Origin of the sequence: Anaerovorax odorimutans (genome assembly GCF_024459955.1) — a bacterium.
GTDB lineage: Bacteria > Bacillota > Clostridia > Peptostreptococcales > Anaerovoracaceae > Hominibacterium > Hominibacterium odorimutans_A.
In genome coordinates this window covers 12,331-28,620 of sequence record NZ_JANFXK010000025.1, presented here as the reverse complement: position 1 = coordinate 28,620, position 16,290 = coordinate 12,331, and the positions used below count along the sequence as shown (strand labels likewise).

The 16,290-nt window shown below is 52.0% G+C and carries 12 protein-coding genes; 8 read left to right on the top strand and 4 right to left on the bottom strand.

Going from position 1 to position 16,290, the window contains the following annotated elements:
• Nucleotides 1-86: 86 nt before the first annotated feature.
• A complete protein-coding gene (locus tag NE619_RS16265) occupies nt 87-1,307 on the bottom strand; it encodes a glucose-6-phosphate isomerase (RefSeq protein WP_256133519.1) in 1,221 nt (406 codons plus the stop codon).
• A gap of 269 nt (nt 1,308-1,576) precedes the next feature.
• Between NE619_RS16265 and NE619_RS16260 the strand changes: the two genes are divergently transcribed.
• Nucleotides 1,577-1,966, top strand: coding sequence for a hypothetical protein (locus NE619_RS16260; RefSeq protein WP_256133517.1), 390 nt, complete (start codon nt 1,577-1,579; stop codon nt 1,964-1,966).
• 29 nt (nt 1,967-1,995) lie between these two features.
• Here NE619_RS16260 and NE619_RS16255 read toward each other — a convergent pair whose 3' ends face one another.
• Nucleotides 1,996-2,739: a DUF4367 domain-containing protein gene (locus NE619_RS16255; protein WP_256133516.1), complete on the bottom strand. Its 744-nt coding sequence runs from the start codon at nt 2,737-2,739 to the stop codon at nt 1,996-1,998.
• A gap of 115 nt (nt 2,740-2,854) precedes the next feature.
• On the bottom strand, nt 2,855-3,235 hold the full coding sequence (locus tag NE619_RS16250; RefSeq protein WP_256133515.1) for a helix-turn-helix domain-containing protein: 381 nt from the start codon (nt 3,233-3,235) through the stop codon (nt 2,855-2,857).
• Between the two features lie 236 nt (nt 3,236-3,471).
• Between NE619_RS16250 and NE619_RS16245 the strand changes: the two genes are divergently transcribed.
• The 7 genes from NE619_RS16245 (at nt 3,472) to NE619_RS16215 (ending at nt 15,368) form a co-directional block, all read left to right on the top strand.
• Entirely contained in the window at nt 3,472-3,864 is a 393-nt protein-coding gene (locus NE619_RS16245) for a helix-turn-helix domain-containing protein (RefSeq protein WP_256133514.1), read from the top strand.
• A gap of 109 nt (nt 3,865-3,973) precedes the next feature.
• A complete protein-coding gene (gene glgB, locus NE619_RS16240; RefSeq protein WP_256133513.1) occupies nt 3,974-5,938 on the top strand; it encodes a 1,4-alpha-glucan branching protein GlgB in 1,965 nt (654 codons plus the stop codon).
• On the top strand, nt 5,913-8,333 hold the full coding sequence (locus tag NE619_RS16235) for a glycogen/starch/alpha-glucan phosphorylase (protein WP_256133512.1): 2,421 nt from the start codon (nt 5,913-5,915) through the stop codon (nt 8,331-8,333). The genes glgB and NE619_RS16235 overlap by 26 nt, the downstream gene beginning before the upstream one ends.
• A 44-nt stretch (nt 8,334-8,377) precedes the next feature.
• The gene (locus NE619_RS16230) at nt 8,378-9,538 is read left to right on the top strand and encodes a glucose-1-phosphate adenylyltransferase (protein ID WP_256133511.1); all 1,161 of its coding nucleotides are present in this window, start codon (nt 8,378-8,380) and stop codon (nt 9,536-9,538) included.
• Entirely contained in the window at nt 9,531-10,634 is a 1,104-nt protein-coding gene (glgD, locus tag NE619_RS16225) for a glucose-1-phosphate adenylyltransferase subunit GlgD (RefSeq protein ID WP_256133510.1), read from the top strand. Before NE619_RS16230 ends, glgD begins: the two co-directional genes overlap by 8 nt.
• A 16-nt stretch (nt 10,635-10,650) precedes the next feature.
• The gene (gene glgA, locus NE619_RS16220) at nt 10,651-12,138 is read left to right on the top strand and encodes a glycogen synthase GlgA (protein WP_305146663.1); all 1,488 of its coding nucleotides are present in this window, start codon (nt 10,651-10,653) and stop codon (nt 12,136-12,138) included.
• On the top strand, nt 12,135-15,368 hold the full coding sequence (locus NE619_RS16215) for a 4-alpha-glucanotransferase (protein ID WP_256133509.1): 3,234 nt from the start codon (nt 12,135-12,137) through the stop codon (nt 15,366-15,368). The genes glgA and NE619_RS16215 overlap by 4 nt, the downstream gene beginning before the upstream one ends.
• Here NE619_RS16215 and NE619_RS16210 read toward each other — a convergent pair.
• Nucleotides 15,351-16,265, bottom strand: coding sequence for a glucokinase (locus NE619_RS16210; RefSeq protein WP_256133508.1), 915 nt, complete (start codon nt 16,263-16,265; stop codon nt 15,351-15,353). The genes NE619_RS16215 and NE619_RS16210 overlap by 18 nt on opposite strands.
• Between the last annotated feature and the right edge of the window lie 25 nt (nt 16,266-16,290).

The window sequence follows — 16,290 nt, the reverse complement described above, 5'->3', positions numbered from 1 at the left end:
CCGATTGTTAAAAAATTAACTTTATCCTTATGGGATATTATATACCATACACTTATCTATTGTAAACTATTTTTGCCCTCTTTGCATTAGGAAATTTCTTTTTTCATTTCTTTTTTGTACGCTTCGACTCCCGGCTGATCGAAGGGATTGACTCCCATCAGTGTGGCCGTGATGGCGCAGGTGGTTTCAAAAAAGTAGATCAGCTGCCCGAAATAAAAAGCATCCAGCTTTGGAATGTCAATGCGGATGATGGGGATTTCCGCTCCGCCGTGAGCCTCAATGACACCTTTGACCGCAGCCCGGTTGAGCTGATTCAGCGTTTTTCCCTCAAGAGGCCCGGAAGGAATGGTTAAGTCTGTTTCTGATTCCAGGACATTCAGTATGGTCTCGAAAAACACCTGACTTCCCTGCTGCAAAAATTGCCCTATGGAATGAAGGTCTGTGGTCAGTTCCAGACCTGCGGGAAACAGTCCCGTTCCCTTTTTCCCTTCGCTTTCTCCGTAAAGCTGCCGAATCCATTCCACAAAGGATCTGAGCCGCGGCTCGAAATATGGAAACGCTTCGATCGACTTGCCCTTCTGCAGGAGCAGGTATCTTGCAATGGCATAGTCCTTTGCTGAAAAATCCCAGTCCGGGCAGACCGCCATGGCCTCGGCTCCGGCCAGCATCGCCTTTATATCAGCCCCTGCCGCCGCGATGGGCAGCAGTCCTACCGGGGTCAGAACCGAATACCGGCCGCCTATATCGGAAGGAACGGAAAAGCTGACATAGCCTTCCCTTTCGGCCTCTTCCCTCAGCGCGCCCTTTTCCGGATCGGTTATGACATAGATGCGCCTTTTGGCTTCCTCCGGTCCATATGTATCGATCAGCTCTTTTTTAAATATATGGAAAGAGGCCGCGGTTTCCACTGTCGTCCCTGACTTGGAAATCACGCATAGACTCACTTCCCTGCCACGCATTTCCGCCAGCAGCTGGGCATGACAAGCTGCGCTCAGATTAGTTCCCGCAAATCTTATCTCCGGTGATCCCGGCTCCCTGGGCAGAGCCTCTATAGCCGCCTTGGCGCCGAGATAAGAGCCTCCGATTCCTATGACAATCAAAAGCTCACACTGCTGGCGAATAAGATCAGCTGCGGCCAAAATGCTCTCCACCTCAGCCTTATCGTATTGCATGGGCAGTTTTACCCACCCTGTAAAATCCTCTTTTCCAGACCAAAGCTTTTCCAGCGCCGCATCGGCCTCAGCCCTTTTGCTGTCGATCTCCTCTTTTGCCAGCTGGCTTCTGGAAACGTCTGCTTTTATATCCATCAAAAACCTCCTCTTTCCTGTCTTTCTCATTGTAATCTGCCTTTTGCAGTTATTCAAGAAGATATTTTTCTGATATCCCGGCGCAGTACAAAAAAAATAGTCTTTTTATGCGTTTTTCTCCATTTTATCGGCCACTTTTTTGAACTTTTGACAGAAAAAAAGACAATACGACTTCCGTTCCCGGACAATTATTGTCTTTTAGGCCTTCATCACGGTAAATTAAACCAGCATATTTATTACTTATGTTTATTGAAGAAAGGTAGGAAAAAATGAAAAGAAAATGTCTTTTTCTCGTTATTGCGTTGGTGCTGGTCTTCGGATCGGTGAGTGTGGTCAGTGCGTATACAAGTGCTGCAACAGTGTCAGCTGCTCGCACTAGTAATACATCTGCACGAGTTTCTGCAGACATTCGCTATACCACCACTGTAGATTCTTGTACCAATAAAATGACTTTGCAAGAAAAATATAACGGTTCTTGGCGAACAGCAACTGGCGTTTCTGTAAAAACCGTTTCACGCACAAAGACTAAAGTTTCAACCCTTAACTTCCCTTACACATTCACGCTTGTCAAAGGTAAAGTCTATCGTATAAAAGCTGTCTTCACTAGTAAAAAAGGAAGCTCCAGCCTTTCCCGTACTTGCTACAGTAGTGTCTTTTAATACTTTTTAGAAATGCCTTAAACATATATTTAAGGCATTTCTACATTATCTAAAATTTTTATTAACTCCTTAGTATCCAACGTTCCCTTTACAGAAAGGTCTCCAGTCTTTAAATTAATTATTATAAATGTTGAGCCTCCTTCTTGTGGCATTGCATAAGCTGTCCCTAGTTTTGTCTTTATAGTTTGTGCTCCTTCTGTTATAAAGGACGTTTTTGCTGCATCCTCTCGATATGTTCTTTGTTCAATTAACAAAGGCTCTTTACCTTTCTCATATGTAAAGCACGCATAGAACTCTTCTTTACTGTACTTTTCTATATTTAAATTATTAAAATTGTATTCTTCTGGAATATACTGGGGAATTCCCAGTCCCGGAAACTTTTCTTGGTAACTTCTAACTGCATCCCAATTAGTTTCATTATATTCAGTTATCCCAATTTCCCCAACACCGTCCCCTTCATTAATCACGATCTCCCCATCCCCGGTCTCAACCCTCTGCTCCGTATTCTTATCGGCGTCGACCGGGACTGCTGTCTCCGGCCACGCCACATAAACCACCGCCGCACACACAATTACCGCAATTGCCGCCACACTGACATATCGTACCGTCCGCTTCTTCCGCTTTTTCTTGTCGGCAGATTCCAAAGCCTTCAATTCATCCACGGTAATAGAGGCCTCCGGAATCTCCCCCATATCCTCTTCCAAGGCCTGTATCAGCGCTTTCTCAACTTTGTTCCTTGCTGTAGCTTGTCCACCCTTCCTATTTTCAGCCATATTACTTTCCTTTCCGTAAGGTTTTCCCTTATCCTTTTTATTTTGCGGTGCATCAGTTACCCGTATTATAATTCAATACCACAGTACATGCAATTTTTTTAGTATTCTAAAACTCTTACTCTTCCTTGCCTACGATGCCTTCCACATAATACCTGGCAATCTGCTCCATGCACTTCAGCTGCTCTACGGAGCAGGCGGAAAGAGGTCCCATGATATTCTCCTTGATCCTCTCGGTCTCAGGGTCCTCATTGCCGCTCACCGCTTTATCTCCGGCCAAAATATAATCAGCGCTCAGATTCAAAATCTGACTCAGCCTGTACAGCGTTTGAATCGAAACGCCTTTATCACCATATTCAATATCCGCCACAAACTTACTGGAAACACCCAGCTTGGCTGCCAGCCGGCTTCTCGTCATATGGATAGCCTCGCGCTGAGTCCGGATTCTTCTTCCCATTTTCTTTAGATCGATCTCTTTTAAATTAGTCTTTTTCTTCATTGTTCTTCCTCCCGGAAACAGTTTCCACCCTTAGTTACAGTTTTCTCTACTTACAGTCTAGTATCCTCATTCTCCACTGAAATAAACTTTAGGCGTAAATTTCTATATCTTTAAAGAGAATTTCTGGAAAATTTTATATTTTTTGTCGAAACTCAAGGCTTTTTGTCGAAATTTGTCATCTATACAGGCATAATTTTTTTAAATTATGGTTCATGTATTGAAGGAAGAAGGTGTTTATGCGAATTGATGACCATTTAAGACTTTCCAGGAACCTGCAGATACTGAGAAGGACCGTACGGCTCAGTCAGACGGAGCTGGCCACGAAAATCGGGCTCTGCAGATCATCCTACAGTCAGCTCGAACAGGGCGAGCGTCTGCCGGACCTCCATACACTTTATTTGCTCTCACAGTTTTACCACGTCGCAATGGACGTTCTGGTAAAGTGCGATGTTCAATCGGTTTTAAGCGATTACTTCCTCCACCAGAATCTTTCCAAGAATGAACGTCAGCTGCTGAAGCTTTATTCGCGGCTTTCGGAAGTGTCCAAGGGGCAGCTCCTGGAGCGGGCCGAAGAACTGGCCCGGCTGGATATCCTGAGACGAAAAGAAACCCTGCAGGTGGACTATTAACACCAAAAATTAAAAGCCGGTACTCATATTTTGAGGCCGGCTTTCATAATATCTAATTTAGGTTTTCGGATTTCCTCTGCATGGATTTTATAAAGAAAGAAGGCGACATATGACGCAGCGCAGCACATTGGACGAAAAAGATCTTGCCCGTTTTGAGAAGGGCGGCAGCTTTCGCTGTTATGAAAATTTCGGCGCCCACAAGGAACGGCGCTGCGGAAAAAACGGCTACCGATTCGCGCTCTGGGCGCCCCATGCGAAAAGCGTAAGGGTCACTGGAGATTTTGACGACTGGCAGGGCCGGACCTTTTTTATGGAAGAAACGTCTGCGAAAGGAGTCTGGGAAGCTTTTGTCCCATGCGCCCGGGAAGGTATGCTCTACAAATACCTGATTGAAACCTCTGCGGGGCAGTATCTTTACAAGGCCGATCCCTTTGCGTTTTTTGCTGAAAAACGTCCGGGCACTGCTTCCCGTCTGACAGACCTCTCCTACGCCTGGTCCGACGATGGCTGGATGAAAGCGCGAAAAAATCAGTCTCATTTTCAAAAACCCATGAATATCTACGAAGTCCATCTGGGTTCCTGGAAACAAAAGCCGCGTGCAAAGGATTCCCAGGAGCCTGAATTCTACGCTTATCGCCAGCTGGCAAAGGAACTGACTTCCTACGTCAGGGATATGGGATATACCCACGTGGAGCTGATGCCGGTGATGGAGCATCCCTTTGATGGTTCCTGGGGATATCAGATTACCGGCTATTACGCCCCCACCAGCCGCTACGGATCGCCCCGGGACTTCAAATACCTGATCGACTGCCTGCACCGGGCGGGCATCGGGGTAATCCTGGATTGGGTGCCCGGCCACTTCTGCCGCGATGCCCATGGCCTGTGCCGTTTCAACGGCTCCAAGCTTTACGAATCCGAAGAACATGCGGAATGGGGGACCTTCAACTTTGATTACAGCCGCCCCCAGGTGGTGAGTTTCCTCGTCAGCAGCGCCGTGTTCTGGCTGGAGGAGTATCATGTTGACGGCCTGCGGGTAGATGGCGTCAGCAGCCTGCTCTATCTCAACTACGGGATCGATGACCCCAGTCAGAAAAAATACAATGCGCAGGGCGGGGAAGAAAATCTCCATGCCAAAGCCTTTCTGCAAAAGCTCAATGAGACTATAGGCCGCCTCTTTCCCGATGTATTCACCATCGCAGAAGAAAGCACCGCCTGGCCTCTTGTGACTTATCCTCCCGGGGAAGGCGGCCTGGGCTTTCACTACAAATGGGATATGGGCTGGATGAACGATACGCTCAAATACTGCGCGCTGGATTTCCCCTTCCGGGAGGGCGGCCACGATCTGCTGACCTTTTCCATGATGTACGCCTTTAACGAAAATTTTATTCTGCCGCTGTCCCACGATGAAGTGGTCCACGGCAAACGCTCGCTGATCGGCCGTATGCCAGGCGACTACTGGCGTCAGTTTGCAGGGCTGAGGCTTCTGCTGCTGTATCAGATGTGCCACAGCGGGGCAAAGCTTAACTTCATGGGAAACGAGTTCGGCCAGTTCATCGAATGGCGCTTTTATGAAGGGCTTGAATGGTTTCTGCTGGACTATGAGGCCCACGCGAAGCATCTGCGGTTTGTAAAAGCTCTCAACCATTGTTACCTTGAGCAAACCCCTCTCTGGGAGCAGAACTACACCTGGAGTGGTTATGAATGGATTGACGCGGATAACCGGAGACAAAGCATTCTGGTGTTCAGGCGTCAGGGAAAGGACCCGGAAAACTTTTCAGTAATCCTGCTCAACTTCCGGCCCCATACCTATGAAGCTTTCAGAATAGGCGTGCCTGAGCCGGGTACCTACCGGGAGATATTCAATTCAGATGCGGCAGAATTCGGCGGAAGCGGTCATATCAACCCCGGGCCCCTCCAATCGGCAAAGGGGGAATACCACGGACAGAAGCAGCACATTGAGGTCTCCGTTCCCCCGGTCGGCGGAATGATCCTTTCCTTCTGCCCGCAAAGAAAGGGACCGGCAAAATCAAAGGAGGACACCAACAATTATGTTTTCGGGAAAAGAGGATTTTAAGGAGCAGTATCTGGCGGAAGTAAGCGAAACAATGGCAAAGCCTTTTGGGGAATGTACCCGGAGGGAAAAATACGAGGTCCTGGCAAAGATGATCTGCAGCCGGGCGGCAAAGCTTCATGCGGAAACCCGCTTACGCCACAGCACCCTTCGGCGCAAGGAAGTCTACTACTTTTCTATGGAGTTTCTTTTAGGGAGGCTTCTTACCAACTACCTGATTAACTTTGGCGCAGAGGCCACGGTGCGGGCCGGGCTGAAAGATCTGGGCGAGGATCTGGATGAGCTGAGCCGCATGGAGCCGGATCCCGGACTGGGCAACGGCGGCCTGGGGCGGCTGGCAGCCTGCTTTCTTGATTCCATGGCATTTGAAGATATCGCCGCGACAGGAATGGGCGCACGCTACCGCTTCGGCCTCTTCAAGCAGAAGATCGAAAATGGGAAACAGACCGAAGAACCGGACCCCTGGCTGGTCAACGGTTATCCCTGGGAAATTCGCAACTGGGACAGCGCAAGGCAGATACGCTTTGGCGGCAGAGTTGAACGCACTTTTGAAAACGGAAAAATCTCTTTCGAGCATACCGCCTACCAAACCGTGCTGGCAGTTCCCTACGATGTCCCCATCGTCGGCTATGGAGGAAAAACCGTCAACATGCTGCGCCTCTGGCAGGCCGAACCGCCGGAAGAAAAGATCGACCTTGCGGCCTTCAGCCGCGGTGAATACAGCGAAGCGGTACGGGAACGCAACGAAATTGAAGCCATCACCGCCATCCTTTATCCCGATGACACGACTCCCGCCGGAAAAGAGCTGCGGCTAAAGCAGGAATACTTTCTGACAGCCGCCGGTATCGCTTCCATTATCGACCATTACAAGCACCAATACGGAGCTTCCGCATGGCGCGCTTTCCCTGACCGGGTCGCCATCCACACCAACGACACCCACCCGGCCCTCTGTGTCCCGGAGCTGATGCGCCTTCTCCTGGATCAGGAAAATCTGGAATGGGACGACGCATGGGACATTGTCACCAAAACCATATCCTTCACCAACCACACCATCATGCCGGAAGCCCTGGAAAAATGGCCCATCGGCCTGATGCAGCAGCTGCTGCCGCGGGTCTACATGATTATCGAAGAAATCGACCGCCGTTACCGCGAAAGCTTTGACCGCAGCCTCCCCGGCTGGCAGGAACGCCTTTCCTCCTCCGCCGTTCTCTGGGACGGACAGGTCCGCATGGCCAATCTGTCCATAATTGGCAGTCATTCCGTAAACGGCGTAGCCGCCATCCACACCGATATTCTTAAAAATGACGTTTTTAAAGCTTTCTGCCACAGAGATTCTCAGAAATTCAACAACAAGACCAACGGCGTCAGCCACCGCCGCTTTTTATTGGAATCCAACCCCGATCTCAGCGAGCTGATTACTTCCGCCATAGGCAGCGGCTGGATCTCTGACGCCGGACAGCTGGAAAACCTGCTTCCTTACGGAAATGACAGCGCCTTCCTTGATGAGCTGGAAAAAATCAAATATGGCAACAAATGCCGCCTGGCCTCGTATATCAAGGAAAGCAGCGGAATTATCATAGATCCCGCATCCCTATTTGACGTGCAGGTAAAGCGAATTCACGCATATAAACGCCAGCTTCTCAATATCTTTAAGATAATGCATCTTTATAACCGGCTGAAACGGGACCCGGATATGGACCTGCACCCTCATACCTTTATTTTTTCCGGAAAAGCGGCCCAAAGCTATGAGTTTGCCAAGGAAACTGTCCGGCTGATCCATGCGCTGGCAGATAAGGTCAACAGCGACCCCCAGGTCAGTGAAAAGATCAAGGTCGTCTTTCTTGAAAACTTTGGAGTAAGTCTGGGGCAATTGATCTATCCCGCGGCGGACATCAGCGAACAGATCTCCACCGCCGGCAAGGAGGCCAGCGGTACCGGCAACATGAAATTTATGTTCAACGGCGCCGTCACCCTGGGTACCATGGACGGAGCCAACGTGGAGATTCATGAGCTGGCAGGCGATGACAACATCTTCATTTTCGGTCTCTCTGCCCGGGAAGTCGCCGAATATGGGTTTCGGGGCGATTACCATTCACAGGATATCTGCCGCCGGCTGCCGGATCTGGCGCAGATTACCGATCAGCTGGTCAACGGATTCTTCGGCGGGCAGACAGATGCCTTTTGGAGTATACACGATGCGCTTATCCGCTATAACGATGAATACTTCGTACTTGCCGATTTTGAGGACTATCTGAAAACCTTTTTCCGGGCGGGCGAAGCCTTTGAAGACAGGAGGAAATGGAACCGCATGTCTCTGGCCAATATAGCGAAGGCCGGCTATTTCACCAGCGACCGGACGGTTTTACAGTATGCCGAAGAGATCTGGAACGTAAAATAACGATTTATGAATCATCAGGAACGTTTTACCAAGGAGGGTTTATTATGAGAAAGCAAGAGTGCGTAGCGATGCTGCTGGCCGGCGGCCAGGGCAGCCGTCTGGGAGCGCTGACCAGAAACATTGCCAAGCCCGCGGTGGCCTTCGGCGGAAAGTACAGGATCATTGATTTCAGCCTGTCCAACTGCACCAATTCCAACATTCATACCGTAGGGGTGCTGACCCAGTATAAGCCTTTGCTTCTCAATTCCTATATCGGCACGGGAGCGGCCTGGGATCTGGACGATGCCTACGGCGGAGTCTTTGTCCTGCCGCCCTATGCCACGGAAGCCGGCGGCCAGTGGTATCAGGGAACGGCGGACGCGATCTTTCAGAATGTGGATTTTATTGACAGCTACGATCCCCAATATGTGCTGGTAATTTCCGGCGATCATCTTTACAAGATGGATTACAGCCTGATGCTGGACTTCCACAAACAGACCGGGGCCGATCTGACCATATCGGTTATGGAAGTGGCCTGGGAGGATGCCGGCCGTTTTGGAATCCTCACCGCTGACCGGGACGGGAGAATCAGCAAATTCGCGGAAAAGCCCAGCTGCCCGGACAGCAATCTGGCGTCCATGGGGATCTACGTCTTCAACTGGAACGTTCTAAAGGAGGCTCTGATAAAAGACAGTTTCGACACCCAGTCAGACCACGATTTTGGAAAAAACGTCATTCCCATGCTCCTGGGCGAAGGGAAAAAGCTTTACGCCTACACCTTCACCGGCTATTGGCAGGACGTGGGGACCATCGACAGCTATTACAATACCAATATGGAGCTTCTGGACCCCGATTCACAGTTCAACATCTTTGAGGAGGATATGCGCATTTTCAGCAACTCCAACATCTATCCGCCTCACTATATCGGACACGGCGCAGCCGTTGAAAACAGTCTTATCTGCAATGGCAGCCGTGTCCTGGGGGATGTGAAGAGCTCCATCCTCAGCTTTGACGTTTCCATTGAAGAAGGCGCCAGTGTGGCTGATTCTATTCTTCTCCCCGGCGCGTCGGTAAAAAAGGGCGCACAGGTCTTTCGCAGCATTGTCGGTGAAAATTCCACAGTAGCCGCCAATTCCGTCCTGGGAAACAGAAAAGGCCGGGAGATTACGGTCATCGGAGATAATGAGCTGGCAGGAAACCGTCAGAAAGGAGGAGCCCATGAATAAGGTCATCGGATTGATTACCACCAATTACAGCAACAACCGGTTCGGCCCTCTGGCCGAAGGACGGCCCGTCGCCACGATCCCTTTCGGAGGTCGATACCGTGTGGTGGATTTTCCACTGTCCAACATGGTCCATTCTGAAATCCGTTCTGTGGGCATTACCACCTCCCATTGCTACCGCTCCATCATCGACCACTTGGGAGACGGCAAATACTGGTCCCTGGACCGCAAAAGCGGAGGATTGTTTTTTCTGCCCGGTTCGATTTACGGCATGAAACGGTTTGAAGGAAAATTCCTGCTGCGGGATTTCATTGAAAACCGGCCTTATCTGGCCCGCGCCAGGGACCATTTGGTGGTTGTGAGCGCCAGCAATAAAATTTTCAGCATGGACCTTCGTCCCCTGGTAAAACAGCACCGCGAGTCCGGGGCCCAGGTTACGATGGCCTATAAGGAGATTTCCGACGCCCATATGAAGCAGGGGCCCTTCCTTAATCTTGGCCAGGATGGCAGGCTGCTGGGAATTGGCCGGGAGGCCTCCGGCCACGCCGCCTGGTTTATGGACTTACTCATAATTAATCAGGAAGATCTGCTGGCTCTCATGGACTGGTATGAAACTATGAGTTACGTCGATCTGCTGGAGATTATCAATGAAAATATCGTGGATATGAAGATCGCCTCTTACCGATTTGATGGCTATGTAGGGGCCATAGACAGCACATATAACTATATGCAGTGTTCCATGGATCTGCTCAGGCCGGAGATCCGCAGCGAACTTTTCGATAACAGAAGAAAGATTTTTACCAAAGTACAGGACGCTCCCCCTTCTAAATACCTGCCCGGCTGTCATGTATCCAACTCCTTCATTTCCAGCGGATGCGTGATCGAGGGAACGGTGGAAAACAGCATTCTCTCCAGGAGTGTCCGCGTCGGAAAAGGAGCGGTGGTCAAGAACTGCGTTATCATGCAGCAGGGCGACATTGCCGAGGGAGCTTACCTGGATAACGTGATCTGCGATAAATTTGTACGGGTAGGCCGGGATACCCGCCTCAGTGGAAACCACTACACGCCGCTGGTAATGGGAAAAAACGAACAAGTATGAAGAAGAGGAATTTTTTATGACGAAAAAAACAAAAGAAGCTGAACCCATCAAGGTTCTCTACGCCATATTTGAAGCCGATCCTTTTATCAAAACGGGCGGTCTCGGCGATGTGGGCGGATCTCTTCCCGGGGCGCTCTGCCGGGCCGGAACACAGACACGGGCCATTCTGCCAAAGCTAAGCTCCATACCTGATAAATATAAGAGCCGGATGGAAACCCTTGCGGAATTTGAAGTCCCCCTGGGATGGAGGCGGCAGTATTGCGGGGTACAGAAGCTGGAAGAAAAAGGCGTTGTCTATTATTTCATAGACAATGAATATTATTTCAAACGACCGGGTGCTTACGGCTATAATGACGAGGGCGAGCGGGTCGCCTTTTTCTGCAAGGCTGTTTTAGAGTCCCTGCAGCATCTGCCCGGCTTTTTTCCCGACATACTCCACTGCAACGACTGGCACACCGGGCTCATTCCGGTCTTTCTCCGGGAACAGTATATGGGCCTCCCGGCGTATGGCCGCATTGCTGTGGTTTTTACTGTCCACAACCTGAAGTTTCAGGGAATTTTTCCAAAGGCCATGCTTGCCGACGTCCTTGGTCTGGCAAATGTTAAGTCCGCCGCAGATCAATTGTTATTTGGCGATGTGATTGGTTTTCTGCGGGGCGCGCTCTGTTACAGCGACCGGCTTACCACGGTGAGCCCAACCTATGCGGAAGAAATTCGCACTGCCTATTACGGCGAGGGGCTGGATGAAATCTTTCGGCGGCGCAGCGGAATTCTCTCCGGAATCCTCAATGGTATCGACACGGACAAAGTTTCTCCCATCAGTGATGAATACCTCAGCGAAACCTACGGTCCTGCGGATTTTCGGCGGGGCAAGTCTGCCAATAAGCGATCACTGCAGAGAGATCTGGGGCTGGAGGGAAATCCGGACATTCCCCTGCTGGTCATCGTCAGCCGCCTGACGGAACAAAAGGGACTGGATTTGATTCTGGGGATTTTGGATGAGCTGCTTTGCGAAAACATCCAGCTGGCGGTACTGGGCGTAGGCGACGCCAAATATGAAAACGCCTTCCGCAGCTGTCAGGAGAGGCAGCCCCATAAAATGCGGGCCTGCATCACCTTTGATCCCGCTATGTCCTCCCGGTTTTACGCAGCGGCCGACATGCTGCTGATGCCGTCCAAATTCGAGCCCTGCGGCCTTTCGCAAATGGCGGCTATGCGCTACGGAACGGTGCCCATTGTCCGGGAAACCGGCGGTCTGGCCGACAGCGTGATCGCCTATAACCAATATGAAGAGACCGGCGATGGATTCAGCTTCGCCAACTATAACGCCCACGAGCTGCTCTTTACAATTAAGCGCGCTTTGGATATATTCTCCAATCATAAGGCTTCGTGGGAGGCCCTTGTCAGGCGGGCAATGGAAAAGGATTTTTCCTGGAAAGCCTCCGCGGAAAAATACGCAGGACTTTATCAGGAACTTGTTTCACAGCGAAGGGAGGTTTTATGAACGCTTACCACAATTCACAGGATACGGCTTACCGGGATCCGCAGGGCGCTGTGCCCTCCGGGACGCAGGTCACGCTGTCCCTTTTGATTGAGGGCGGCGGCCCGGACCTGAGCTGCGTGCTGCATCTGCGGCAGGAGGACGGAGATGAGCTCCGGCTTCCCATGGATCTTGCTGAACGCTCTCAGGGAAGGCGGCTTTTTTCAGTCTCAGCCGTCATTTCTTCAGTCCCGTCTCTGTGCTGGTATTCCTTTATCATTAGCGACGGATACGGCCGGGAGCTTTATTACGGCAACAACAGCCGGCGGCTGGGCGGAGAAGGATGCCTCTGTGACCGCCTCCCCCACCCCTTTCAGATCACGGTCTATACACCCTGCCCGGTTCCTGCGTGGTACAAAAACGCCGTTGTCTATCAGATCTTCCCCGATCGCTTTGCCCGCGATCCGGACTGGCTGGACAGACAGGCAAGAGCTGACCGCGGACCGGACTGGCTTGGTCCACCCCGCGTCATTCAGCAGAGCTGGCAGGACACGCCTTTCTACACCCGGAATTCCCAGGGAGAAGTCACTCGCTGGTCTTTTTTTGGGGGCAGCCTGGAAGGAATCCGCAGCCGGCTCCTTTATTTAAAGAGCCTGGGCATAGGCGCCATTTATCTTAATCCTATCTTTGCCGCCCGGAGCAACCATAAGTACGACACTGCCGACTATTTTCAGATCGACCCATCCTTTGGCACGGAGGAGGACTTTCACCGGCTGGCCCGGGATGCCCGCCGCCTGGGAATCCGCCTGATTCTCGACGGAGTCTTTAATCATACGGGGGCTGACAGCAAATACTTTAACCGCTTTGGAAATTACCGGCAGCCGGGAGCCTGTCAGGGGGCCGATTCACCTTACCACAGCTGGTACCGGTTTACCCGTTTTCCCGACCAGTATTGCTGCTGGTGGGGTGTAACGGATCTGCCGGCTGTCAATAAGGACGATCCCTCCTATCAGGATTTCCTGTTCGCAGCAAAGGACAGCGTGATCCGCCATTGGCTGAAGGCCGGAGCCAGCGGATGGCGGCTGGATGTGGCCGATGAGCTGCCCGACACCTTTATCGCGGAAATCAAAAAAGCTGGACGCTGTCAGAACCCGGACGGAGTCCTCATCGGAGAAGTATGGGAGGATGCCAGCAATAAAATCAGCTACGGCAAACGGCGGCGCTATCTTCTCGGTGAAGAGCTGGACGCTGCGATGAATTATCCTTTCCGCAGCCTTCTGCTGGATTATATGCGCGGTGCCGAGCCGGCGGAAAACACGGTGCGCGGTCTATTGAGCCTGGCGGAAAATTATCCCCGGGAAAACTTTTATGCCGCCTTCAATCTCATCGGAAGCCACGATCAGCCCCGTATCCTCACCCTGCTGGGCGATCCCCCGCAGGCTCTTGAAGACTGGCAGAAGGAAGCCTATCGGCTGCCGGAAGATAAATACCAGCTGGCCAGGCAGCGGCTAAAGCTGCTCTCCCTCCTTCAGTTTACCCTTCCGGGAGTCCCTGCCGTATACTACGGGGATGAAGCCGGCTGCCAGGGATATGAGGACCCCTATAACCGTGGAACCTATCCCTGGGGAAAAGAGGATCAGGAACTTTTGGCTCATTACCGGATGCTGGCCGCCCTCAGAAAACAGTATCCGGTCCTTACGGACGGCGATTACCGCCTTTCCTGGGAAGGGGAGCATGTATTTATCTGCGAGCGGTATTTTTCCGGCGGCAGCCAGCGCCTTTTGGTTCTTATCAACCGCCACCTCTTCGGCGAAGTCTCCTTTGAGCTGAAATTGGAAAAGGGAATCGGATATGTGCTGGACCTGCTGCGTTCCCAGGAGCTGAGACCCCGGGACGGGGTTATGCCTGTTGAGCTTCCGCCCTTATCGGCCATGGTGCTGGATTGCCGGGAACATTCGCCGCAGCCCCGCCTGCCGGGCCGCCGGGCGGGAGTCCTCTGCCATATTTCCTCCCTGCCGTCGGGCCGGATGGATCTCCATGGGGAAACCTTTATCGATTTTCTGGCTGACTGCGGGCAAAAGCTCTGGCAGATTCTCCCCCTCAATCCCACAGGAGACCAGGGAGGCTCCCCCTATTCCAGTACGGCCGTCTTTGCGGGAAACCCGGACCTGATGGAACCCTGCCGGGATTTTGAGACTGTCAATACGGCGGCTTATGAGGATTTTTGCCGCCGCGAGGCCTTTTGGCTGGATGATTTCGCCCTTTATACCGTGCTTAAGAAAAAATTCGCCGGCCTGCCGTGGCAAAGCTGGCCTCAGCCCCAGAGGGACCGGCTGGATTTAGATCAATGCAGGCAGGATCATGCCCAGTCTTTAGAGGCGGTCCGGCAGCAGCAGTTCCGATTTTGGACCCGCTGGAACGCCATTAAAAGATATGCCAACGACAAGGGGATCTCTATCATTGGCGATCTTCCGCTGTACACGGGACTTGACAGCGCGGACACCTGGGCTCATCCTGAGCTTTTTCTTCTGGGGGACGACGGCCTGCCTCTGGCCGGAGCCGGAGTACCTGCGGATTATTTCAGCGAAAACGGGCAAAATTGGGGAAACCCTTTATACGATTGGGACACGATGAAAAAGGACGGGTACGCCTGGTGGCAGCAGCGTATTTCCCAGGCAATGAAGCGCTTTGACTATCTGCGGCTGGATCACTTCCGGGGCTTTTCATCCTTTTATGCGATACCCCGGGGGAAAACGGCAAAAGAAGGCCTATGGCTTCCCGGACCTGGCAAAGAATTTTTTGATGTCTTAACAGAAAAGCTGGGCCCGCTTCCCATTTTGGCGGAGGATTTGGGTCTTTTGGACAGCCAGGCGCGAAATCTGGCAGCCCTGTGCGGATATCCGGGCATGCTGGTCTATCAGTTTTCCCGGGACGAAATGGCGCGGCTGACGGAGCAGGAGGCTGCTGCCAAGGTATTTTACACCGGAACCCACGACAATCAGACCCTTGAAGGCTGGCGCAAAGAAAATGCTACCCAGCCCCGGGGGAGTGATGCTATAATAGAATCACTGTACAAAAGCAGCGGTGCCTGGGTTATCACGCCCCTGCAGGACTTGCTGGGCCTCGGTGATGAAAGCCGGATGAACGTTCCCGGCTGGGCGGAAGGGAACTGGACCTGGCGTGCGGAGCCTGAGCAGCTGACCCGGGAGCTGGCATCAAAGGTACGCAAATGGGCATCAGACAGCGGACGATAGTTTGGCGCCATAGACGGCAGCTCCCCGGGACGGAGCCATTTCATCCAGTATGACATGGACCGGTATCTCTTCCAGGAGATCCCTGAGCCGCCCCTTATCCAGAAAAGCCCTTTCAAAAGCTGTTCGATCCAGCAGAGGCAAAATCTTGGGAGCAATGCCGCCTCCAAGATAGATCCCTCCCGATGCTAAAAAGATCAGCCCATAGCTGCCGCAGACAGCTCCCAAGATCTGGGAGAATAAGGCCATAGTTTCAAGGGCGGCCGCTTCTCTGCGGGAAGCTTTTTCTGTAACCTGCTGAGGGCACAGATTCCACGCTCCGGTGAGGGCGGCGTAGATGTTGACAAGACCTTGCCCGGAAAGGAGCCTTTCACAGCTGACATGGCCGTATTTTTTCCGCAGCACGGAGAAAATCTTTTGCTGCTGCGGGTTTCCGGGGGCAAAGTCCATGTGGCCGCCTTCCGAAGGGAGAACTTCTCCTTCGGCAGTCACCAGACAGACGCCCAGACCGGTGCCTAAAGAAATCACTGCCTTTGTGCCCCTTTGCGGACGCCCCGGCTTCAAAGGATGCAGGTTATCCGCCCCAAGGGCGGCAAGGGAGTATCCGACAGCCTCCAGATCGTTGAGCAGCAGGATATTGGGGATTTGGGGAAACTCTTTTTTCAGCAGCAGAGGGTCAATGCACTGGCCGGTATTGGTCAACTCCAGGACAGACCCCCGGACAGGACCTGCGGCGGCAATGCACAGGCATTCTGCGGATCTTCCTCCGATGACGGCGGAAAGCAGCTGCTTAATGTCGGTGACCGACCCGGTGTCGATCCTGTTTGTTTCCACCGGCACGCCGTTTTCCCAAAATGTGGATTGGGTCTTTGTTCCGCCGATATCCAATGTTATAATCATATGGGACCTCCGTGTCTTAAATATA

Excerpts from the sequence above, each read along its gene's own strand:
- NE619_RS16230 (WP_256133511.1), top strand. The coding sequence starts at position 8,378 with ATGAGAAAGCAAGAGTGCGTAGCGATGCTGCTGGCCGGCGGCCAGGGC.
- glgB (WP_256133513.1), top strand. The coding sequence starts at position 3,974 with ATGACGCAGCGCAGCACATTGGACGAAAAAGATCTTGCCCGTTTTGAG.
- NE619_RS16255 (WP_256133516.1), bottom strand. The coding sequence starts at position 2,739 with ATGGCTGAAAATAGGAAGGGTGGACAAGCTACAGCAAGGAACAAAGTT.
- NE619_RS16265 (WP_256133519.1), bottom strand. The coding sequence starts at position 1,307 with ATGGATATAAAAGCAGACGTTTCCAGAAGCCAGCTGGCAAAAGAGGAG.
- NE619_RS16250 (WP_256133515.1), bottom strand. The coding sequence starts at position 3,235 with ATGAAGAAAAAGACTAATTTAAAAGAGATCGATCTAAAGAAAATGGGA.
- NE619_RS16235 (WP_256133512.1), top strand. The coding sequence starts at position 5,913 with ATGTTTTCGGGAAAAGAGGATTTTAAGGAGCAGTATCTGGCGGAAGTA.
- NE619_RS16210 (WP_256133508.1), bottom strand. The coding sequence starts at position 16,265 with ATGATTATAACATTGGATATCGGCGGAACAAAGACCCAATCCACATTT.
- NE619_RS16245 (WP_256133514.1), top strand. The coding sequence starts at position 3,472 with ATGCGAATTGATGACCATTTAAGACTTTCCAGGAACCTGCAGATACTG.
- NE619_RS16215 (WP_256133509.1), top strand. The coding sequence starts at position 12,135 with ATGAACGCTTACCACAATTCACAGGATACGGCTTACCGGGATCCGCAG.
- NE619_RS16260 (WP_256133517.1), top strand. The coding sequence starts at position 1,577 with ATGAAAAGAAAATGTCTTTTTCTCGTTATTGCGTTGGTGCTGGTCTTC.
- glgD (WP_256133510.1), top strand. The coding sequence starts at position 9,531 with ATGAATAAGGTCATCGGATTGATTACCACCAATTACAGCAACAACCGG.
- glgA (WP_305146663.1), top strand. The coding sequence starts at position 10,651 with ATGACGAAAAAAACAAAAGAAGCTGAACCCATCAAGGTTCTCTACGCC.